This is a genomic window from Streptomyces mashuensis (assembly GCF_014654785.1).
Lineage (GTDB): Bacteria > Actinomycetota > Actinomycetes > Streptomycetales > Streptomycetaceae > Streptomyces > Streptomyces mashuensis.
Genome location: NZ_BNBD01000003.1, coordinates 283,366 through 304,270 on the forward strand (window position 1 = coordinate 283,366; position 20,905 = coordinate 304,270).

The window sequence follows — 20,905 nt, forward strand, 5'->3', positions numbered from 1 at the left end:
GTATCGATGCGGGCGCAAAAGGGTGACCGGTTGGTCGTGCACGGACGCGTGGTCGGCCAGAACGACCACGTCGTGGAGGTCGTGGAGGTCCTGGGCCGGGACGGGACGCCCCCGTACCGCGTCCGGGCGGAGAACGGGCACGAGACGATCATGTCGCCGGGCCCGGACTCCGTCGTGGACCACCGCAAGCAGTCGGACACGCAGTAGTAGCAGGAGCACACGCAGCAGCGTTTCAGCGCGGCGGGCGCGCGGGGTGCGGGTAGTGGTCCCGCACCACGCGCGCCATGGCGCCGGCCGGATCCTTGATCATCTGCGTGGCGGAGAAGAAGGCGTGACCGCGCACCTCCCGGTACCGGCCGGCCAGGGTCAGGTGGCGCGACAGCTCCGCGGGGTCCTGCCAGGGCGCGGGCTGCGTGGGGTCGCCGGCGCGGTACAGCGCCTCGCCGATGTACAGCCGCACCTTGGTGCCGCGCACCGCCTCCGCCCACCAGGGCACGAGCCGGGCGTAGTCGGCGGCCGGGAAGCCGATGTGCCAGTAGCACTGCGGCACGATGTAGTCGATCCAGCCCTTGCGGACCCAGCCGAGCGTGTCCGCGTACAGGTCGTCGTACGTCTGCACCCCCGCCCGGGTGTCCGAGCCGCGCGGGTCGGTGGCGCGGTTGCGCCAGACGGCGAACGGGCTGATGCCGAACCGTACGTGCGCCTTGCGCTCGGCGATGCGCCGGCCGATGTCGCGCACCAGCCGGTCGGTGTTGTCGCGGCGCCAGGCGGCGCGGTCCGGGAAGCCGTGCCCGTACCGGCGGTACGCGGCCGCGTCGTCGAAGTCCTGCCCGGTCACCGGATAGGGGTAGAAGTAGTCGTCGAAGTGCACGCCGTCCAGGTCGTAGCGCCACACGGCGTCCAGCATGGCGTCCTGCACGAAGCGGCGGACCTCCGGCAGGCCGGGGTTGTAGTAGAGCTTGCCGCCGTAGGGCACCACCCAGTGCGGGTGGCGCCGCGCGGGGTGGGAGGGGGCGAGGCGGCCGGGGTCGGTGTGGTTGGCCACCCGGTACGGGTTGAACCAGCCGTGCAGCTGGAGGCGGCGCCGGTGGGCCTCGCGCACGGCGAAGGCCAGCGGGTCCCAGCCGGGCGAACGGCCCTGAGTCCCCGTCAGGTACTCGGACCAGGGCTCGTACCGCGACGGCCAGAAGGCGTCGGCGGTGGGCCGGACCTGGAGCAGCACCACGTTCAGCCGCCGGGCGACGGCGGCGTCGAACAGGGCGAGCAGCTCGGCGCGTTGCTGCCGCGGCGGCAGCCCGGGCCGGGAGGGCCAGTCGACGTTGACCACCGTGGCCGCCCACACCCCCCGGAACTCCGTCGTCCGGGCGCGGCCGGCGGCTTCCGGGGCGGCCGCGGCCGCGCCGCCGGCCAGCAGTCCCGTGACGGCTCCCGCCGTCGCGCCCGCCGTGGCCACGGTGAAGCGTCTTCGGGTCATACGTCCCATTTGAGATCTCTCCCTGCCGAGCGTGTCGTGACCGTCACACCGTTCCCGACAGAGCATGCCCGCCGTGGGGCCCGTACCACCGCCACCGCGGAGTAACGTCTCTTCCAGGCGGGGACCGGAGGATTTCGACCACCCGCGAATCGACGAAGAGACGAAGATCAGCGAAAGGCACGATGTGACGGACTCTGCTGTGGATCTGGCTCGCGTCGGCGTGGTGGGCTGCGGCCAGATGGGCGCGGGCATCGCCGAGGTCTGCGCCCGCGCCGGCCTGGACGTCAAGGTCGCCGAGACCACCGGTGAGGCGCTGGAGCTGGGCCGTACCCGTCTGACCAACTCCCTGGACAAGGCCGCCGAGCGCGGCAAGATCACCACCGAGGAGCGGGACGCCACCCTCGCGCGGCTGAGCTTCACCACCGACCTGGGCGAGTTCGCCGACCGCGACCTCGTCATCGAGGCCGTGGTGGAGAACGAGAAGGTCAAGACCGAGATCTTCCAGGTCCTGGACCGCGTGGTGACCCGCCGGGACGCCATCCTCGCCTCCAACACCTCCTCCATCCCGCTGGTGAAGCTGGCCGTGGCCACCTCCCGGCCGGACCAGGTGATCGGCATCCACTTCTTCAACCCCGCCCCGGTGCAGAAGCTCGTCGAGCTCATCCCCGCGCTCACCACCGGCGAGGAGACCATCAAGCGCGCCGAGATACTGGTCGGCAACGTCCTGGGCAAGCACGCCATCCGCGCCCAGGACCGCTCCGGCTTCGTGGTCAACGCCCTCCTCATCCCCTACCTCCTCTCCGCCATCCGGATGTTCGAGTCGGGCATGGCCAGCCGCGAGGACATCGACAACGGCATGGAGCTGGGCTGCGCCCACCCCATGGGCCCCCTCAAGCTCTCCGACCTCATCGGCCTCGACACCGTCGCCTCCGTGGCCCAGTCGATGTACGAGGAGTACAAGGAGCCGCTCTACGCCGCTCCCCCGCTGCTCCAGCGCATGGTCGACGCCGGCCGCCTCGGCCGGAAGTCCGGCGCCGGCTTCTACACCTACGGAAAGTGACGGGCCGGCGGCACCACCCCCGCCCGGGCCCCCACGTGCCCCCGCCGGCCCGGCCGGCGGGGGCACGCCGTTCACACGGGGTGTGCGCCGCTGACCCGCGGATACCCCCCGCACACGCTCCCGCCCGGCCGTTCCCCGCGGTTGACTGACGTGCGTCGCAACCCCGAGGGACCTCCCGGAAGGAGTACGCACCGTGACCATCCATCCCGAGCACGCCGCGAAGGCGGCCGAGCTCGCGGAGCTCAGGCGCAGCCTCGACGTCGGCGTCGTCCGCATCGACGGCCACCTCGCCCTGCTCACCCAGCGCAGCGACCAGGCCGAGCGCGACCTCACCGAGATGACGGAGCGGGTCAGGGCTCTGGAGCACGGCCGCTGGCCGCTCCCCTCACTGGCCGCCCTCACCGGCCTCGCCGGACTGGCGGTCGCCCTCTGGCAGGGGTCCGGCCACTGACGCGGGGACGTGCGCCGGTGCCGCGGCCGGGCATGCCGGGGCCGCGCCGCACCGGGCCCCGGGCCCGGTCGTGGCGGGGCGTCAGCCCAGCCGGAGGTGGTGCAGGAGCAGCAGCGCCGCCGCCATGTTGGCGGCCGGTACCTCGCCCCGGGCGATGAGGTCCGGCACGAGCTTCAGCGGGACCCACTCCCGGCGGTCCGACTCGAAGCCGTCCTCCGGGTCGCCGACGTACTCGGCCTCGTCAGTCCAGTAGATGTGGTGCCGGGCGTCGGTGAGCCCGTTGGACGGCTCCACCGTCATCAGGTGCCGCAGCGGGCCCGGCCGCCAGCCGGTCTCCTCCTCCATCTCCCGGGCCGCGGCGAAGGCCACGTCCTCGCCGTCCTCGACGACGCCGGCCGCGAGCTCCCAGCCCCAGGTCTCGGTGATGAACCGGTGCCGCCACAGCAGCAGGACCTCGTTCGCCGCGTTGACCGCCGTGGCGACGGCCACCGGCCGCAGCCGGACGACGAAGTGGTCGAGGTGCCGGCCGTCGGGGAGCTCGACGTCCGCGAGATTGACGCGGAACCACCGGTTCTCGTAGACGGTCAGCTCACTGAGATTCTTCCAACGCACGTGTTGCCACCTTCCGCCGAGGTGGCCACCTCCCGGGCGCTGTCCTCACGGTGTGCTCACAAGGGCACGCGCAGCGCCCCGTCGATCATCTCGGCGGCCTCGGCCGTGGCCGCGCACCCACTTTCGATCAGGTGCTCGCGCACCGCACGGAGCCGGTCCCGTAAGCGCTGCGATTCCATGCCTCTCGCCTGCTCGGTCATCTCCCGCGCGGTGGCCACCGCCTTGTCCGCGTCTCCTTGACGCAGCTCGATGTGCGTGAGCATGGCGAGCCGGTGGACACGCCCCCGGTCGTGGGCGGGGGTGTCGACGGCCCGGTCCGCGTGCTCACGGGCGGGTCCGAGGTCTCCGAGGCTCAGCAGCGCCTCCGCCACCTGGACGTTGACCAGACCGGGCTGGACGTAGCCGGTCTCGGCGGGTTCGTCACCGCGGTGGATGCGCTCGGCGGCCGCCTCGGCGCGCCGGATGCAGGCCAGCGCCCCGGCGCCGTCGCCCAGCCGGGCGTACGCCTTGGCCTGCATCGCGTACAGGTCGGCGGCCAGCGCCGGCGTCAGGTCCGCGCCCGCGGCGCGCACCGCGGACTCGGCGAAGGCGACGGCCTGCCGGTACTCCCTCATGAACAGCGACTGGTTGACCAGCAGGGCGATCACGTACGCGCCCAGCCCCCGGTCGCCGCTGGCCTTGGCCAGCCGCAGCGCCTGGTGGAAGTAGCGCTGGGCCAGGCCCTGGGCGTCCGAGTCGTACGCGCAGATGCCGGCCACGGCCACCAGGCCGCCGGTGGCGCGGTGCAGCTGGCGGCCCGCCGCGTCCGAGTAGCTGCCGCGCAGCAGCGGCGCCGCCTCGGCGTTGAGGAAGCCCACCACCCGGGCGCGGGTGGCCACGCCGCCGGCCTTGCGGTACATCTGCTCGTAGTGGGTGCGGGCCGCGCGCAGCATCGCGATGTCCTCCGCCGACACCCGCGTCAGGCCGCGCCGCGACACGTCGGCGTCCTCCGGCGGGTTCTCCCACTCCCACACGGGGATGACGGCGGGCGTGCCGGTGACGGCGGGTGCGCGGACGACGTGTTCGCGCTGCTGCTCGTCGGAGCGCCACAGCGCGGTGGCCCGCTCGACGAAGCCGGAGAGCGGCGTGCCGGGGACCCTCGGGGAGCCGGGGGTGCCCAGGCCGATGTCGTCGAGGGAGAGCGGCCGGCGCAGCCGCTCGGCGAGGACCTCGCAGATCAGGTCGGGGACCTGGCCACGGGGCCGCTGGCCCTTGAGCCAGCGGGCGACGGCGGTGTGCTCGTACCGCAACGCCAGCCCCCGGGCCCGGCCCGCCGCGTTGACGTGCGCGGCGAGCGCGGCATGGGATATCCCGGCCTCGTCGAGGATGGCGTCGAGCAGGGTGTTGGGCTCCATGGCTGCCCTCCGGTGCGCTCGGTGGGCTCAGCGTAGTGGAGATCGCTTCGCACGGGGTGTGAACGAGCCACGGGCGGCACGCGCGCGTTCACGCCCGGCGGCAGGCGCGGGCCAGGGCCGGCCGGGGCGGCGGTGCGGGCAGGGCGGCGGGGCCGGGGCGGTCGTGGGCCGGGGCGAGGGCGAGGACGGCGGCGTCGTCGGTGAGCCGGCCGCCGGTGTGGCGCAGCAGGGCGTCGCGGACGCGGTCGACGACGGCGGCGGGGGTGAGGCCGCCGGCGGGGGCGGTGTGCACCGTCTCCGCGAGGACGCCGGTGAGCGGGAAGAAGGCCCCGGCGGCGTCACGGGCGTCCTCGGCGCCGTCGGTGTGCAGGACGAGCGTCTCGCCCGGCCGCAGCGGTCCGAGGGCGGTGGTGGGCGGCTCGGCGGGGAGAGGGAAGAGGCCCAGCGGGGGCAGGGGGTCGCCGGGGGCCAGGGACACGGCGCCGGTGGGCGTGAGGCGGTGGGGCCAGGGGTGGCCGCAGTTGAGGGTGGTGATCTCGCCGCCGGGCCCGACCTGGAGGAGCAGCAGGGTGACGAACTCCTCCCCGGCTCCGCCGGCCGCGCCGTCCTCGGTCTGGTCGGCGCGGTCCCGCAGGTGGCGCTGGAGGGTGCGGTCCAGGCGGCGCAGCACGCCGGGCAGGGCGGGTTCGTCGTGCGCGGCCTCGCGGAAGCCGCCGAGGAGGGCGGCGACGGTGGCGAGGGCGGGCAGGCCGTGGCCGCGGACGTCGCCCATGACGACGCGCAGCCCGTGGTCGGTGGACTGGGCCTCGTACAGGTCGCCGCCCACACTGCCCACGCCGCCGCGGCCCGCGGCGAGGTGGCCGGCGGCCAGGGCCACACCGTCGAGGCGGTCCGGGAGCGGGCGCAGCAGGGCGTGCTGGGCGGCCGTCGCCACCTCCTTGGCGTGCTCCAGCTCCTGCGCGAGGCGGCGCCGGCGGCCGGTGGTGAGGTAGCTGGCGACGATGACGGCGAGGATGGCCGCGCACGTGCCGGCCCGGGTGCCGGCGCCGGTGTGCCCGGAGGGCCCCACGGGCAGCAGGGCGAACAGCGCGCAGGCACCGCCGAGCAGGATGCACTGCCGCCGGCCGGTGCCGGCGCAGGCGATGGCGGGGGTGGCGGCGAGGAGTTCGGTGAACTGGGTGCCCAGGGGGCGCAGGAGTTCGCAGAGGACGACGGCCACCACCCACAGGCCCGGTAGCGTGAACACCAGGGCCTGCCGGCAGCGCACTGCTCCTGCACGGATCATGCCGTCGGCCCCCCATAGCTGTGACGGCCCCGATTCTGGCCGAGGGCGGGCGGCCCGTCACGGGTAAGTCACGACCGGGACCCGGGATTCCACCCTATTGGGGGACCTTCTCCACTCGTGTGGCTGACGGTGCGCGACATATGCCGAGGGGCGCCCCGGATGGTCCGGGGCGCCCCTGCGGCCTACGGCGTGCGGCGGGTGTTACGCGCCGCGCAGCACCGCGCCCGTGCGCTCGACGGCGGCGGCCACCGCCGCGTCGCGGGCGGCCGTCGCCTCCTCGGCGGTCAGCGTGCGGTCGCCGGCGCGGAAGCGCAGCGCGTACGCGAGCGACTTCTTTCCCTCGCCCAGCTGGGCGCCGGTGAAGACGTCGAACAGGCGCAGCGACTCCAGCAGCTCGCCGGCGCCCGACCGCAGCGCGGCCTCGACGGCGGCGGCGGGCACCGAGGAGTCGACGACCAGGGCGACGTCCTGGGTGGCGACGGGGAAGGCGGAGATGCGCGGGGCCTCGACCGCGTCGCCGCCGGCGCGCTCCAGCAGGTCCAGGTCGATCTCCATGGCGCAGGTGCGCTCGGGCAGGCTGAACGCCTTGGTGACGCGCGGGTGCAGCTCACCGGCGTGGCCCACGAGCGTCTCCTCGCCGTCCACGACGGCGAACAGCGCGGCGCAGCGGCCCGGGTGGAAGGGCGCGTACTGGTCCTGGCGGACGATCAGCTCGACGCCGGCCTCGCGGGCCACGGCACGGCCGGCCTCGACCGCGTCGGCCCAGGTGGCCGGGCGGCCCTGGCCCCACCAGCCGGCGCGCTCACGGGCACCGGCCAGCACCACGGCGGCGTGCCGCGGCTGCCGCGGCAGCGCGGCGTCCAGGCGGGCGATCTCCTCGTCCGTGGGACGGTGGTCGACCGGCAGCCGGACCGGGGCCGGCTCCTCGCCGGTGGGCCGGAAGACCAGGCCGGTCTCGAAGAGCGCCAGGTCGTGCTCGCCCCGGCTGTCGTTGCGGCGCAGGGCCGCGAAGAGGCCCGGCAGCAGCGTGGTGCGCAGCAGCGGCTCGGCGTCGGAGAGCGGGTTGGCCAGGCGCACCGCGGTGCGGCGCGGGTCGTCGGCCTCCAGGCCCAGGTGGTCCAGGGCCCACTCGCCCACGAACGGGTAGGTGGGCGCCTCGACGTAGCCGGCGCCGGCGAGGGCGCGGCCGACGCGGCGGTGCAGCCGCTGGCGGGCGGTCAGGCCGCGGCCGGCCGGGGGCTGCGGCAGCGTGGAGGGCAGGTTCTCGTAGCCCTCCAGCCGGATGACCTCCTCGGCGAGGTCGTTGGGGTCGGTCAGGTCCGGGCGCCAGCTGGGCACGGTGACGATGAGCTCGTCCTGCCCGTAGACGTCGCAGCCGACCTCCTGGAGGCGGCGCACCACGGTCTCGCGGCCGTAGGTGACGCCGGCGACGCGGTCCGGGTGGTCCGCGCGCAGCGTGATGGTGCGCGGGCCGCTCGGCGCGACGATCTCGGTGACGCCGGCCTCGGCGGTGCCGCCGGCCAGCAGCACCAGCAGGTCGACGGTGCGCTGGGCCGCGGCGGAGGCGGCCTGCGGGTCGACGCCCCGCTCGAAGCGCTTGGACGCCTCGGTGGACAGCTTGTGGCGGCGGGAGGCGCGGGCGATGGCGACCGGGTCGAAGTGCGCGGACTCGATGACGACCTCGGTGGAGCCCTGGGCGGCCCCGTGGTCGGCGATCTCGGTGTCCGCGCCGCCCATGACGCCGGCCAGGCCGATCGGGCCGCGGTTGTCGGTGATCACCAGGTCCTCGGGGTCGAGGACGCGCTTGGTGCCGTCGAGGGTGGTGAGCTTCTCGCCGGGCAGCGCGCGGCGCACCCCGAGCGCGCCGTCGACCTGGGAGCGGTCGTAGGCGTGCAGCGGCTGGCCGAGCTCGAGCATCACGTAGTTGGTGATGTCGACGGTCAGCGACACCGGGCGCATGCCGGCCTTCTGCAGGCGGCGCTGGAGCCAGATCGGGGAGCGCGCCTCGGGGTCGATGCCGGTGACGGTGCGGGCGGTGAAGCGGTCGCAGCCGGTGGGGTCGGCGACGGTCACCGGGTGGCCGTACGAGTTGGGCGCCGGCACGTCCAGCAGCGCGGGGTCGCGCAGCGGGAGGCCGTAGGCGGTGGCGAGCTCGCGGGCGATGCCGCGCATCGACAGGCAGTAGCCGCGGTCGGGGGTGACCGCGATGTCGAGGACCTCGTCACGGAGCTGGAGCAGCGCGACGGCGTCGGTGCCGACCTCGTGCTCGGGGGAGAGCACGATGATGCCGTGGCTGCCGTCGTCGCCCATGCCGAGCTCGTCGCCGGAGCAGATCATGCCGCGGGACATCCTGCCGTAGGTCTTGCGCTCGGCGATGGCGAAGTCGCCGGGGAGCACGGCGCCGGGCAGGGCCACGACGACCTTGTCGCCCACGGTGAAGTTGCGGGCGCCGCAGACGATCTCCTGCGGCTCGCCGGTGCCGTTGGCCTGACCGACGTCGACGGTGCAGAAGCGGATCGGCTTGCGGAAGCCCTCGAGCTCCTCGATGGTGCGGACCTGTCCGACGACCAGGGGGCCGGTGAGGTCGGAGCCGAGCTGCTCGACCCGCTCGACCTCCAGGCCGGCGGCGACCAGCTTGGCCTGTACGTCACGGCCGGTCTCGCCCGCGGGCAGGTCGACGTATTCCCGCAGCCAGGAAAGCGGGGCGCGCATCAGATCTCCATCCCGAACGGCCGGGTGAAGCGCACGTCACCCTCGACCATGTCTCGCATGTCCTCGACGTTGTGGCGGAACATCAGCATCCGCTCGATGCCGAACCCGAAGGCGAAGCCGCTGTACTTCTCCGGGTCGATGCCCGCGGCGACGAGCACGCGCGGGTTGACCATGCCGCAGCCGCCCAGCTCGATCCAGCCCTCGCTGGAGCACGTCCGGCAGGGGCGGCCGGGGTTGCCGACCGACGCGCCGCGGCAGACGTAGCACTCCATGTCGAGCTCGGCGGACGGCTCGGTGAACGGGAAGTACGCCGGGCGCAGCCGCGTCCTCAGGCCCTCGCCGAAGAGCGAGGTCACCATGTGCTCGATGGTGCCCTTGAGGTCGGCCATGGTCAGGCCCTCGTCGATGGCGAGGAGCTCGACCTGGTGGAAGACCGGGGTGTGCGTGGCGTCCAGCTCGTCGGTGCGGTAGACGCGGCCGGGGCACACCACGTAGACGGGGGGCTCGCGGTCGAGCATGGAGCGGACCTGCACCGGGGAGGTGTGGGTGCGCAGCACGACGCCGGACTCGCCCTTGGCGTCCTTGCCGGACACGAAGAAGGTGTCCTGCATGGCGCGGGCCGGGTGGTCGGGGTCGAAGTTCAGGGCGTCGAAGTTGAACCACTCCGCCTCGACCTCGGGGCCCTCGGCCACCTCGTAGCCCATGGCCACGAAGATGTCCTCGACGCGCTCGCAGAAGGTGACGAGCGGGTGGCGGGCGCCGGCGGCCACGCGGTCGTGGGGCAGCGTGACGTCCACGGCCTCCTCGACCAGCACGCGGGCGTCGCGCTCCGCCTCCAGCTCGGCCTGGCGGGCGGCGAACGCCTTGTTCACGGCACCGCGGGCCATGCCCACGCGCTTGCCGGCCTCGGCCTTCGCCTGCGGCGGCAGCGCGCCGATCTCGCGGTTGGCCAGGGCCAGCGGGGAGCGGTCGCCCATGTGGGCGGCCTTCGCCTCGCGGAGGGCCTCGAGGTCGGCGGCCGCGGCAAAGGCTGCGAGCGCCTCCTCCCGCATGCGCTCGATCTCTTCCGGTTTCAGTGCCTCGACCTCGACAGGGTCGTACGACTTATTGGGTGCCGACATCTCTTCCCGTGCTTCCGGTTGGCCAAAGGTGGTGCCAAAGGTGCCAAAGGTCGAGTCTAAGGGGCGTGGGGGTCGCGGTGGGCCCGCGGGCCCGCCCGGTCAGCCCTGGGTGAGGAAGGCCGGGGCGCCCACGGGCAGCGTGAAGCGGAACTGGGCACCGCCCCGCGCGGCCCGGCCGACGGTGATCGTGCCGCCGTGGGCGTCGATGATGCCCTTGACGATGTACAGGCCCAGGCCCGTGCCGCCGCGCTTGCTGCCCCGCCAGAACCGGGTGAAGACGCGCGGCATGGACTCGTCCGGAATACCGGGGCCCTCGTCGCTCACGGTGACCGCCGTCCCCTCCGTCCGGGCCTGTGGACTCGCCGCCGACACCTCTATCGTGACGGTTCCCTCGCCGTGCCGCACCGCGTTTTCCAGGAGGTTGCCCAGCACCTGGTCGATCTTGTCGGGGTCGGCCCACAGCTCGGGCAGCGGCTCGCGCACCTTCACCACGAACCGGCCGGGCGCCAGCCCGGCCCGGGTGTAGCTGGCCACGTGGCGGCGCACGGCGGCGGCGATGTCGACCGGCTGCCGGCGGACCTCCAGCCGCCCGGAGTCGATCCGGGAGATGTCCAGCAGCTCGGCGATCAGCCGCGTCACACGGTCGGCGTCGGCGTCGACCGTCTCCAGCATCAGCCGCTTCTGGTCGTCGGTGAACCGCTCCCACTTGGCCAGCAGGGTGGCAGTGAACCCCTTGACCGAGGTCAGCGGCGAGCGCAGCTCGTGCGCCACGGTGGCGATCAGCTCGGCGTGGCTGCGCTCGGCACGCCGGCGCGCCTCCGTGCCGCGCAGCTGCACCACCACGCGCTGCACGGGCCCGCCGGGCCGCTCGCGCACGTACCGCGCGGAGACCAGCACCTCACGCCCGCCGGGCAGCAGCAGATTGCGCTCGGGCTGGCCGCTGCGGGTGGCCAGCCCGCCGTACGGGTCGGTCAGCGCCCACCAGCGGCGCCCGTCCTGGTCCTCCAGCGGCAGCGCGCGCTCCAGCGACCGGCCCAGCGCCTCGGCGGGCCGCGTCGCGGTGATCCGGGCGGCGGCGGCGTTGAAGCACACCACACGGCCGGCGGCGTCGGCGACGACCAGGCCGTCGGGCAGGTCGTCGGGGTGGAGCCCCGGCCACGGGCCGGCCGTGCGGCCCCCGTACGCGGGCGACGAGCAGCCCTCGGCCACGCTCCCGGACGTCCCGGCATACCTCATGCGCGCACCCCCTCCCGAGCCCCCGGAGCGCCACCCTACTAGCTGGAGGTCACGGAGCGGCACCCTCCGGACGCGCGCTGCGCACGGGCGGAGGCGTACAGGCACACGGCGGCGGCCGTGGCGAGGTTCAGGCTCTCGGCCTTGCCGTGGATGGGCACCCGCACCACCGCGTCGGCCAGCGCGCGGGTCTCCTCGGGCAGGCCCCACGCCTCGTTGCCGAAGACCCAGGCGGTCGGGCCGCCCATGGTGCCGTGGTCCAGCTCGGCGTCCAGGTCGGCGTCGCCCGCCCCGTCGGCGGCCACGATCCGCACCCCGGCGGCGCGCAGCCCGGCCACCGCCCGGTCGACGGGCACGCCGACCGCGACCGGCAGGTGGAACAGGGAGCCGACGGAGGCCCGGACGGACTTGGGGTTGTACAGGTCGACCGAGGCGTCGGTGAGCACGACCGCGTCGGCGCCGGCGGCGTCGGCGCAGCGCAGCACGGTGCCGGCGTTGCCGGGGTCGCGCACATGGGCGAGGACGGCCACCAGGCGGGGGCGTGCGGCGAGGATCTCGTCGAACGGCGAGTCGAGGAAGCGGCAGACCCCGACCAGGCCCTGCGGGGTGACCGTCTGGGACAGCTCGGCGATCACCTCGTCGGAGGCGAGGTGGAAGCGGACCCCGGCGGCACGCGCCGCCTCGACGATCTCGGTGTGCCGCTCGGCGGCCTCGACGGTGGCGAACAGCTCGACGAGGGTCGGCTCGCCGCCGCTGCGGTGCTCGACCGCCTCGCGCACGGCCTGCGGGCCCTCGGCGATGAACCGGCGCTCCTTGACCCGGGAACTGCGCTTGGCCAGCTTGCGCGCGGCGACGACGCGGGGGGAGCGCGGGGAGATCAGCTCGGGGGTGCCCATGGGCGGCGGCTCACTTCACGAGGGGGTTGGCGGGGGCGGGGCGGGTACGTGGGGGCGTACGGGGCGCAAACGGCAGCGGACCCGCAGGCCGCGGGGCCTGCGGGTCCGCTTCATGCCGTGGGGCGCCGGATCAGGCGGCGGCCTTCGGGGCGTTGACGTCGGCCGGCAGCGCCTTCTGCGCGACCTCGACGAGCGCGGCGAACGCGTTCATGTCGTTGACGGCCAGCTCGGCCAGGATCTTGCGGTCCACCTCGATGTTGGCGGCCTTCAGGCCCTGGATGAGGCGGTTGTAGGTCATGCCGTTCTGGCGGGCAGCGGCGTTGATGCGCTGGATCCACAGCTGACGGAAGTCGCCCTTGCGCTTCTTGCGGTCGTTGTAGTTGTAGACCAGGGAGTGGGTGACCTGCTCCTTGGCCTTGCGGTACAGACGCGACCGCTGGCCGCGGTAACCGCTGGCCTGCTCGAGGATCGCCCGGCGCTTCTTGTGCGCGTTGACTGCGCGCTTGACGCGTGCCACTAGTTAACTCCTTGTAGCGGGGTCGCGGCTGTTTCTCTCGCGACCCGAATCGACTGAGGTCCCGGTCCGACGCGCACCCCGGTCATCCGACGGGGTGCGGGGCGTCACTTGCCGAGAAGCTTCTTGATCTTCTTGGCGTCGCCCGGGGCCATCTCGGCGTTGCCGGTGAGGCGACGCGTCAGCTTGGACGACTTGTGCTCGAGCAGGTGGCGCTTGCCGGCGCGCTCGCGCAGCACCTTGCCGGAGCCCGTGATCTTGAAGCGCTTGCTGGCGCCGCTGTGCGACTTGTTCTTCGGCATCGCGCCGTATCTCCTCGTCGGTGCCGCTCCCGCCCGCTTTCGGGCGCACGGAAGCGTCAACTGGTTCGATTACTGCTGTCCGGGACGGGTGCCCCGGAGCGATCCGGGGCACGGCGGCCCCGGGATCACGCCTCGGCGGGCTCCTCGGCGGCGTTCGCGCCGGTACCACCCTGGCGCTCCGCCTTCCGAGCGGCCTGCGCCTCGCGGGCTTCGGCCATCGCCTCGGTCTTCTTCTTGTGCGGACCGAGGACCATGATCATGTTCCGGCCGTCCTGCTTGGGGTTCGACTCGACGAAACCCAGGTCCTGGACGTCCTCCGCGAGCCGCTGCAGCAGCCGGTAGCCCAGCTCGGGCCGGGACTGCTCGCGACCACGGAACATGATCGTGATCTTGACCTTGTCGCCCTGCTTGAGGAACCGGACGACGTGACCCTTCTTGGTGTCGTAGTCGTGCGGGTCGATCTTCGGCCGGAGCTTCATCTCCTTGATGACCGTGTGCGCCTGGTTCTTGCGCGCCTCACGGGCCTTCATGGCCGACTCGTACTTGAACTTCCCGTAGTCCATGAGCTTGCAGACCGGCGGGCGTGCGTTCGCCGCCACCTCGACCAGGTCGAGGTCGTACTCCTGCGCAAGCTCCAGGGCCTTGGCAAGCGGCACGATGCCGACCTGCTCGCCACTGGGACCGACAAGTCGCACCTCGGGGACGCGGATCCGGTCGTTGATGCGGGGCTCGGCGCTGATGGGGCCTCCTCGGTAGCACCACGCGACGCCCTCACGGGCGCCCGTAACGTCTTCTAGACAAGACCAACCGCGCCGGCGCACGAAAAATGCCCCGACGGGCACAGGCGGGGCTCCAAGGACCGGAACACCGCCACGGCGAGCCGCGGGGCGCATCGGACGGCTCCATCGTCCGTACGGAACGATGGCGGCCGTCTGACCGGAGACCTGCCGACCCGTGGTCGGCGAGGTGGGAGATCGGAGCTCCACTTGTGGGCCGGGCACATGAGTGTCCAGCCGGTCGACATCCGACTCTACCAGCTGTGCGGGGCCGCCGCTAAACGGAGGGGAACCGATTCTCCGGGCCCCCGGGCGGGCCCCTGGGCAGGGGCCCGGCGCGCCCCGGCACGTAGGGTGGGCGGCATGAGCGACGCCACCCCCGACTTCGACAGCATGACCCGCGACATCGCCGACGTGCCCGCCGTGGAGGTGATCACCACGGTCGCGGTGCACCTGATGAGCGCGGCGGCGGTCAACCTCGGCCTGGCCGAGGAGGGCGAGGCGCACAAGGACCTCGACGAGGCCCGCAAGCTGATCACCGCCCTGGCCGGGCTGGTGACCGCCGGCGCCACCGAGATCAGCAACTTCCACGCCGCGCCGCTGCGCGACGGCCTGAAGTCCCTCCAGCTGGCCTTCCGCGAGGCGTCCGTGGTCCCGGACGAGCCGGGCCAGGGCCCGGGCGAGAAGTTCACGGGCCCCGTCTACGCCTGACAATCGGCACGCCGGCCCCGGCAGGAGCAGAAGGGGGAGGGGGAGGACGGGCGCGGCGCTAGCTGCTGCCCGTCTCCCGCTTCCGGCCCTCCCGGGCCTCCCGTTCGGCCGTGGACTCCGTCCCCGGCTCCGGGCCGCTCCCCCGCACATGGCCCTCGATCTCCTCGGGCACGGCCAGGTCGTCGGCCACGATCGCGCGGCTGTGCGGCGGGTGCGTGACCAGGTGCGCGCAGGCCGCCAGGACCGCCCCCACCAGCGGGGCGATGATGAACAGCCACAGCTGCGACAGGGCCGCGCCGCCCGCGAAGAGCGCGGGCCCCAGGCTCCGGGCCGGGTTCACGGACGTGCCCGTGAGCGGAACGCCCACGATGTGCACGACCGCCAGCGCCAGGCCGATGGCCAGGCCCTGGAACCCCACCACGGCGACCCGGTGGGTCACCGACAGCACCACGAAGACCAGCAGGAACGTGAGCACGACCTCCGCGAGGAAGGCGCCGCCCGTGGTCAGGTGCACCGCCGAGCGGTCGCCGTAGCCGTTGCTGCCGAAGGCGCCCTCCGTCTTGAGCCCCGGCACCTGCTTGGCCAGCACGAAGAGCACCGCGGCACCGAGGATGCCGCCGAGCAGCTGCGCGATCCAGTACTCGATCGCCGTGGTCACCGAGATCCGGCGCTGCAACAGCATCCCCAGCGTCACCGCCGGGTTGACGTGGCAGCCCGAGATCGGGCCCAGGGCGTACGCCAGGGCCAGAAGGGTGAATCCGAAGGCGAGCGCGATGCCCAGTACGCCGATGAAATCGGCGGCCAGGGCCACCGAACCCACGGCGAAGAAGACGAGGGCCGCGGTGCCGATGAACTCGGCGGCGATGCTCCTCGTCGTGACCGGATCGAGGCGGGACCACGCCTGCCGTACGTCATTCCAGTCCTTCAGGCCGTCCATGGCGTCCTCCAGAGGATCTCGTGGAACGTCCTCCGGCATTGTCGGACGATCCGCCTCCGGGCGCCTGTCAGCGGCCTGCCGCCTGCTCGGCGGGGTGCTCAGCGGCTGAAGAGCGGCTCCCCCGCCGTGCCCGCCGCGTCCGCCGGCAGCAGCGCCAGGTCCAGGCCGCGAACGAGCCGGGCCCGCAGCACCTCGTCGGCCGCCAGCGCCTCGGCGACGCGCCGCACCACCTCGGCCACGGCGTGCCCGCCGGCCACGGCGAGCGCCAGGGTGCCGTCCGCCTCGGCGGAGGGTGCCAGGTGGGCGCGGAGCACACCGGGCTCGGCGGCCAGGACGGCCCGCAGCGCGTCGGTGACGGCGGGGTCGGCCAGCGGGTCGGCGGTCTGCCGGCCCTCGGCGAGGGCGAGCAGCGCGGGGCCGGTGAGCGGGTACGTCACGGGCCCGGCCAGGTCCAGCACGACGGTGCCGGCCTGCTCGTGCGCGGCGGCCTGGAGCGCCTGGTGCAGCGGTACGGCCACGGGGCGGGCGTCGGCGCGCCAGCGCTTCAGCGTCTCCATGGACGTGAAGGCGGGCAGGGCGCGCCGGCCGTCGGGCGCCTGGAGGGTGGGCACGGCCATGTCGCTGGTCTTCTCGCGCTTCAGGCCGTCGGGCCCGGTCTCGACCTCGCCGAGCACGGCGACGACGGGGACGAGCAGCCGGGCGCCGCGCAGGGCGCGCAGGACGCCGTCCTCGGCGGCGGGGTCCTCCGCCCAGGCGGCGAGGGCCGCGGTGAGGGCGGGGTCGGCGGAGCCGTCGTCGTCGGCGAAACCGGGATCGGGGATGTTCTTCAGGGCCACGCGGCGAGCCTAGCCGGGTATCGCCGGGCCGGTTCGCCCCGCCCCCCGGCAGCGTCCGGCCGCCGCTTCCACCAGCGCCCGGCCCGGGCCGGGGTCCGTGCCCGCCTCCGGGTGCCACTGGATGCCCAGCGCGAAGCCGTCGTGCGCCACGTACTCCAGCGCCTCGGCCGTCCCGTCCTCCGCGTGGGCCGAGACGCGCAGGCCCTCGCCGAGGCGGTCCACCGCCTGGTGGTGGTGCGTGGCCACCGGTCGCGGGTGCGGGCCCAGCAGGCGGGCGGTCAGCGATCCCGGCACAGGTGTGACGGTGTGGTCGGTGAACGTTCCGGCCTTGGGGTTGTGGCCGTCGTGGCCCACCACGTCCGGCAGGTGCTGCACGAGCGTCCCGCCCGCGTGCACGTTCATCAGCTGCATCCCCCGGCACACGCCCAGCACCGGTACGCGCTGGTCGAGCGCCGCCGCCAGCAGGGCGAGCTCCCAGCGGTCGCGCTCCGGGACGGGGCGGCCCGTACGGGGGTGGGGCGGCGCCCCGTACAGGGCGGGGTCGAGGTCGTCGCCGCCGGCCAGCAGCAGCCCGTCGAGCCGGCGCACGGTCTCCGCGGCCGCCGTGGCCGCCGCGGCCGCCGCGGCCGTCGTGGAGCCGTCCGGCGGGAGCATCACCGCCAGGCCGCCCGCCGCCTGCACGTAGGCGGGGTAGGAGGCTGGGAGGAGCGCCGCGGGCAGGTCCCAGGCCACGCCCCAGCGGGCCTGCGTCCAGTACGTGGAGATGCCGATCAGGGGCCGTGCGCCGGCCGCCGTGGTCGCCGTGGTCACCGTCTCATCCTTCCAGTTCCGCTTCGGCCGCGGCCAGGGCCGCGAACTCCTCCTCGGGCGCGCTCGCCACGAGCCGGTGCCGGCTCCACAGCGCGAAATACGTCGCGGCCACGGCGTACACGCCGAGCGTCACCAGGGCCGCCGTGACGTCGACCAGGAACGTGGCCACCAGCGCGGCGCAGGCCAGGACGAAGGCGACGGCGGAGGTGAGGGCGCCGCCGGGGGTGCGGTAGGGGCGGGGCAGGCCGGGTTCGCGGCGGCGCAGCACGATGTGGGAGAGCGACATCAGGGCGTAGGAGATGGTGGCGCCGAACACCGCGACGTTCAGCATGCGCGCCCCGTCGCCGCTCGTCGCGGCCAGGACGAAGCCGAGGGCGCCGGGCACGAGCAGCCCGGTCCAGGGGGCCTTGCGGCGGCTGGTGAGGGAGAGGAAGCGCGGCAGGTAGCCGGCGCGGGAGAGCGCGAACAACTGCCGGGAGCCGGCGTAGATGAGGGAGAAGAAGGACGCCACCAGGCCCGCGAGCCCCGCGTAGTTGACGATGCGGCCGGCGGTGGTGGGGTGCCCGCCGGGTTCGAGGGCCTCCACCAGGGGGTTGCCGGACTCGCGCAGCCCTGCGGCGCCGCCGGCGCCGGTGGCGGCGACGAAGGTGAGCAGGGCCAGCAGCAGCAGGACGCCCAGCGCGGCGGCCATGGCCCGGGGCAGGCTGCGGGCGGGGTCGCGGGCCTCCTCGGCGGCGAGCGGCACGCCCTCGACGCCGAGGAAGAACCACATCCCGAAGGGGAACGCCGACCAGATGCCCAGCAGCCCGAACGGCAGCCAGGAGGAGGCGCCGAGGGCGTGCGGGTCGGGCGGCAGGTCGTGCAGGCGGGCGGGGTCGAAGCGGGTGAGGGCGGCCGCGGCGAAGACGACGAGCGCGGCGACGGCGATCCCGGTGACGACGAAGCTAACCGCAGGGCCTCGCCGACGCCCCAGAGGTGGATGCCGATGAAGAGGGTGAAGCAGGCGAGGAGCACCGGCCAGGAGGAGGTGAGGCCGAACAGGTGCAGGGAGGCGACGTAGTCGCCGATGAACAGGGCGATGGCGGCGGGCGCGAGCACGTACTCGACGAGGATGGCGGTGCCGGTGAGGAAGCCGCCCCAGGGGCCGAGGGCGCGGCGGGCGAAGCCGTAGCCGCCGCCCGCGGTGGGCAGGATCGCGGCGAGCTCGGCGAGGGAGAAGACCAGGCAGGTGTACATCAGGGCCATGAGCGCGGCGGCGACGGCGAGGCCGCCGAAGCCGCCGTGCGCGAGGCCGAAGTTCCAGCCGGAGAAGTCGCCGGAGACGACATAGGCCACGCCCAGGCCGGCCAGGAGCAGCGGTCCGGCGGTGCCGCGGCGCAGGGTGCGGCGTTCGAGGTACGCGGCATCGGGAGTGCCGGGAGGGTCGGCGGGAGGATCCGTGGTGGCATCGGGGGCGGGATCGGCCATGGGGACTCCTGGGCCGGGGCGCGGGACGGCGCCCGGAAGGCAAAGGTTGTGGCCGACACCTTTGCCCGACCGGCGTGCGGAAGGCAACCCCTCTGCGTAAAAGGCCGGTTAACCGGCCCCGCCGTCGTCCCCCGGCCGCCCTTACGTCAGGAAGCCGCGCAGCAGTGCGGCCGTGCCGAGGCAGTGTTCGCGCATCACGGCGCGCGCGGCCTCCGCGTCGCCCTCCAGGACGGCTTCCACCAGGGCGGTGTGCTGGCGCTGGGAGTGCTCCAGGTTGCGGACGAGCAGGGGGATGCGGTCGAGCAGGTCGTTGACGGTGGCGCGGACGGCGGCGTAGCGCGCGGCGAGCGAGGGGGAGCCCGAGAGTTCGGCCAGGGTGAGGTGGAGCCGGGTGTCCTGGCGGCGGTAGTCGGCGAGTGGCGCGTCGTGCGTGGCGGCCAGTGCGGCCCGCAGCCGTCCGGCCCCGGCGTCGTCGAGGCCGTGTTCGGCGCACAGGCCGGCGGCGCCCACCTCCAGCACCTCGCGGAAGCGCAGGGTGTCCTCGACGTCGACGGCCGCGACGCGGCGGCGCAGTTCCTCCTGCGCGGGCCCGGCGCCGCCGGGCAGGACGAAGGTGCCGCCGTAGCGGCCGCGCCGGCTCTCCACGAGGCCGTGGTCGTGCAGCACCTTCAGCACGTCGCGCAGGGTGACCCGGCTGATGTGCAGCCGTTCGGCCAGTTCCCGTTCGGGCGGCAGCCGTTCGCCCTCGGCGACCAGGCCCAGCCGGAGCACCTGGAGGATGCGTTCCAGGGCCTCCTCGAAGCCGTTGTCCGCGCGGACGGGCCGCAGTACCGGCGCGAGCCGGTCCGCCGCTTCCTCGTTCACGGGGCGGCACCCCCTTCCCAATCAATGGTCTGCGGCCCTACCTTAAGACCTCCCGTCGTACCGACAGGAGGCACCACCGTGGCAGACCGCACGCCCCCGCTGGCCGTCGGCGAACTGCGCCGGCTCGTGGACACCGGGGAGATCGACACCGTCGTCCTGGCCTTCACCGACATGCAAGGACGGCTCCAGGGAAAGCGGTTCGCCGCACGGTTCTTCCTCGACGACGTCCTGGAGCACGGCACGGAGGGCTGCTCGTACCTCCTGGCCGTGGACGCCGAGATGAACACCGTCGACGGCTACGCCCTGGCCTCCTGGGACCGCGGCTACGGCGACTTCGCCCTGCACCCCGACCTCGCGTCCCTGCGCCGCACCCCCTGGAACCCCGGCACCGCCCTCGTCACCGCCGACCTCGCCTGGCACGACGGCACGCCCGTGCACGCCTCGCCGCGCCAGATCCTGCGCCGCCAGCTCGACCGGCTCGCCGAGCGCGGCTGGACCGCGCACGTGGGCACCGAGCTGGAGTTCATGGTGTTCCGCACCAGCTACGAGGAGGCGTGGAACAGCGGCTACCGCGGCCTGACCCCCGCCAACCAGTACAACGTCGACTACTCGGTCCTCGGCACCGGCCGCGTCGAGCCCCTGCTGCGCCGCATACGCAACGAGATGGGCGCGGCCGGCATGACGGTGGAGTCCGCCAAGGGCGAGTGCAACCTCGGCCAGCACGAGATCACCTTCCGCTACGACGAGGCCCTCACCACCTGCGACCAGCACGCCGTCTACAAGACCGGCGCCAAGGAGATCGCCGCCCAGGAGGGCATGGCCCTCACCTTCATGGCCAAGTACGACGAGCGCGAGGGCAACTCCTGCCACATCCACCTCTCGCTGCGCGACGAGGCCGGGCGGCCCGTGCTCGCCGACGAGCGGGACCCGTACGGGATGTCGGCGACGATGCGCCACTTCCTGGCCGGGCAGCTCGCCGCCCTGCCCGACCTCACCCTCCTCCACGCCCCCAACATCAACTCGTACAAGCGGTTCCGCCCCGGCTCCTTCGCGCCCACCGCCGTCGCCTGGGGGCCGGACAACCGCACCTGCGCCCTGCGCGTGGTCGGCCGCGGCGCCGCCCACCGGCTGGAGAACCGGCTGCCCGGCGGCGACGTCAACCCCTACCTCGCCGTGGCCGGCATGATCGCCGCCGGCCTGCACGGCATCGACCACGGGCTCGAACTCCCGGCGCCCTGCACCGGCAACGCCTACGCCGCCGAGGAGACCCACGTACCGGCGACCCTGCGCGACGCCGCCGCCCTGTGGGCCGCCAGCCCCGTCGCCCGCGCGGCCTTCGGCGACGAGGTCGTCGACCACTACACCACCATGGCGCGCGTCGAGCAGGAGGCGTACGACGCCGCCGTCACCGACTGGGAGCGCTTCCGCTCCTTCGAGCGCATGTGAGGAC

General features: G+C 74.1%; 20 protein-coding genes and 1 pseudogene. 5 read left to right on the forward strand and 16 right to left on the reverse strand.

Features of this window, described 5'->3' with window-relative positions:
* Window positions 1-6: 6 nt before the first annotated feature.
* The gene (locus IE305_RS10695) at window positions 7-207 is read left to right on the forward strand and encodes a DUF1918 domain-containing protein (protein ID WP_190129264.1); all 201 of its coding nucleotides are present in this window, start codon (window positions 7-9) and stop codon (window positions 205-207) included.
* A gap of 25 nt (window positions 208-232) precedes the next feature.
* Here IE305_RS10695 and IE305_RS10700 read toward each other — a convergent pair whose 3' ends face one another.
* The gene (locus tag IE305_RS10700) at window positions 233-1,483 is read right to left on the reverse strand and encodes a glycoside hydrolase family 10-like protein (protein WP_190129265.1); all 1,251 of its coding nucleotides are present in this window, start codon (window positions 1,481-1,483) and stop codon (window positions 233-235) included.
* Between the two features lie 190 nt (window positions 1,484-1,673).
* On the opposite strand from IE305_RS10700, the gene IE305_RS10705 reads away from it, so the two are divergent.
* The gene (locus IE305_RS10705) at window positions 1,674-2,534 is read left to right on the forward strand and encodes a 3-hydroxybutyryl-CoA dehydrogenase (RefSeq protein ID WP_373311567.1); all 861 of its coding nucleotides are present in this window, start codon (window positions 1,674-1,676) and stop codon (window positions 2,532-2,534) included.
* A gap of 193 nt (window positions 2,535-2,727) precedes the next feature.
* Window positions 2,728-2,985 carry a hypothetical protein gene (locus IE305_RS10710; protein ID WP_190129267.1) on the forward strand — a complete coding sequence of 86 codons (258 nt, stop codon included), beginning with the start codon at window positions 2,728-2,730 and terminating at the stop codon, window positions 2,983-2,985.
* Between the two features lie 81 nt (window positions 2,986-3,066).
* On the opposite strand, the gene IE305_RS10715 is transcribed toward IE305_RS10710, so the two are convergent.
* The 10 genes from IE305_RS10715 to infC form a co-directional block, all read right to left on the reverse strand.
* Entirely contained in the window at window positions 3,067-3,597 is a 531-nt protein-coding gene (locus tag IE305_RS10715; RefSeq protein ID WP_190129268.1) for an NUDIX hydrolase, read from the reverse strand.
* Window positions 3,598-3,653: 56 nt separating this feature from the next.
* Window positions 3,654-4,991 (reverse strand): NsdA family TPR-like regulatory protein, encoded by a 1,338-nt coding sequence (locus IE305_RS10720; protein WP_190129269.1) that lies wholly within the window; start codon window positions 4,989-4,991, stop codon window positions 3,654-3,656.
* 88 nt (window positions 4,992-5,079) lie between these two features.
* On the reverse strand, window positions 5,080-6,276 hold the full coding sequence (locus IE305_RS10725) for a PP2C family protein-serine/threonine phosphatase (RefSeq protein WP_190129270.1): 1,197 nt from the start codon (window positions 6,274-6,276) through the stop codon (window positions 5,080-5,082).
* 201 nt (window positions 6,277-6,477) lie between these two features.
* Window positions 6,478-8,988: a phenylalanine--tRNA ligase subunit beta gene (pheT, locus tag IE305_RS10730; RefSeq protein ID WP_190129271.1), complete on the reverse strand. Its 2,511-nt coding sequence runs from the start codon at window positions 8,986-8,988 to the stop codon at window positions 6,478-6,480.
* Window positions 8,988-10,109, reverse strand: a complete 1,122-nt coding sequence (pheS, locus tag IE305_RS10735) for a phenylalanine--tRNA ligase subunit alpha (protein WP_190129272.1) — start codon at window positions 10,107-10,109, stop codon at window positions 8,988-8,990. Before pheS ends, pheT begins: the two co-directional genes overlap by 1 nt.
* 99 nt (window positions 10,110-10,208) lie before the next feature.
* Entirely contained in the window at window positions 10,209-11,345 is a 1,137-nt protein-coding gene (locus tag IE305_RS10740) for a sensor histidine kinase (RefSeq protein ID WP_190129273.1), read from the reverse strand.
* A 38-nt stretch (window positions 11,346-11,383) separates the two neighbouring features.
* A complete protein-coding gene (locus IE305_RS10745; RefSeq protein ID WP_190129274.1) occupies window positions 11,384-12,238 on the reverse strand; it encodes a TrmH family RNA methyltransferase in 855 nt (284 codons plus the stop codon).
* A gap of 130 nt (window positions 12,239-12,368) precedes the next feature.
* Entirely contained in the window at window positions 12,369-12,755 is a 387-nt protein-coding gene (gene rplT, locus IE305_RS10750) for a 50S ribosomal protein L20 (RefSeq protein ID WP_004944290.1), read from the reverse strand.
* Between the two features lie 104 nt (window positions 12,756-12,859).
* Complete coding sequence (gene rpmI / locus IE305_RS10755; RefSeq protein ID WP_030754426.1) at window positions 12,860-13,054, reverse strand: 50S ribosomal protein L35; 195 nt, start codon at window positions 13,052-13,054, stop codon at window positions 12,860-12,862.
* Between the two features lie 125 nt (window positions 13,055-13,179).
* Window positions 13,180-13,875 carry a translation initiation factor IF-3 gene (gene infC / locus IE305_RS10760; protein ID WP_190129454.1) on the reverse strand — a complete coding sequence of 232 codons (696 nt, stop codon included), beginning with the start codon at window positions 13,873-13,875 and terminating at the stop codon, window positions 13,180-13,182.
* 318 nt (window positions 13,876-14,193) lie between these two features.
* Here infC and IE305_RS10765 point away from each other — a divergent pair, with 318 nt between their 5' ends.
* The gene (locus tag IE305_RS10765; RefSeq protein WP_190129275.1) at window positions 14,194-14,541 is read left to right on the forward strand and encodes a DUF1844 domain-containing protein; all 348 of its coding nucleotides are present in this window, start codon (window positions 14,194-14,196) and stop codon (window positions 14,539-14,541) included.
* Between the two features lie 58 nt (window positions 14,542-14,599).
* On the opposite strand, the gene IE305_RS10770 is transcribed toward IE305_RS10765, so the two are convergent.
* The 5 genes and pseudogenes from IE305_RS10770 to IE305_RS10790 form a co-directional block, all read right to left on the reverse strand.
* Entirely contained in the window at window positions 14,600-15,478 is an 879-nt protein-coding gene (locus IE305_RS10770) for an MIP family channel protein (RefSeq protein ID WP_190129455.1), read from the reverse strand.
* 98 nt (window positions 15,479-15,576) lie between these two features.
* Window positions 15,577-16,314 (reverse strand): SseB family protein, encoded by a 738-nt coding sequence (locus IE305_RS10775; protein WP_190129276.1) that lies wholly within the window; start codon window positions 16,312-16,314, stop codon window positions 15,577-15,579.
* A 9-nt stretch (window positions 16,315-16,323) separates the two neighbouring features.
* The gene (locus IE305_RS10780; RefSeq protein WP_190129277.1) at window positions 16,324-17,124 is read right to left on the reverse strand and encodes a gamma-glutamyl-gamma-aminobutyrate hydrolase family protein; all 801 of its coding nucleotides are present in this window, start codon (window positions 17,122-17,124) and stop codon (window positions 16,324-16,326) included.
* A 4-nt stretch (window positions 17,125-17,128) separates the two neighbouring features.
* Window positions 17,129-18,591 (reverse strand): annotated as a pseudogene (gene eat, locus IE305_RS10785) (ethanolamine permease).
* 141 nt (window positions 18,592-18,732) lie between these two features.
* Entirely contained in the window at window positions 18,733-19,455 is a 723-nt protein-coding gene (locus tag IE305_RS10790) for a FadR/GntR family transcriptional regulator (RefSeq protein ID WP_190129278.1), read from the reverse strand.
* A gap of 78 nt (window positions 19,456-19,533) precedes the next feature.
* Between IE305_RS10790 and IE305_RS10795 the strand changes: the two genes are divergently transcribed.
* Window positions 19,534-20,901 (forward strand): glutamine synthetase family protein, encoded by a 1,368-nt coding sequence (locus IE305_RS10795; protein WP_190129279.1) that lies wholly within the window; start codon window positions 19,534-19,536, stop codon window positions 20,899-20,901.
* Window positions 20,902-20,905 lie beyond the last annotated feature (4 nt).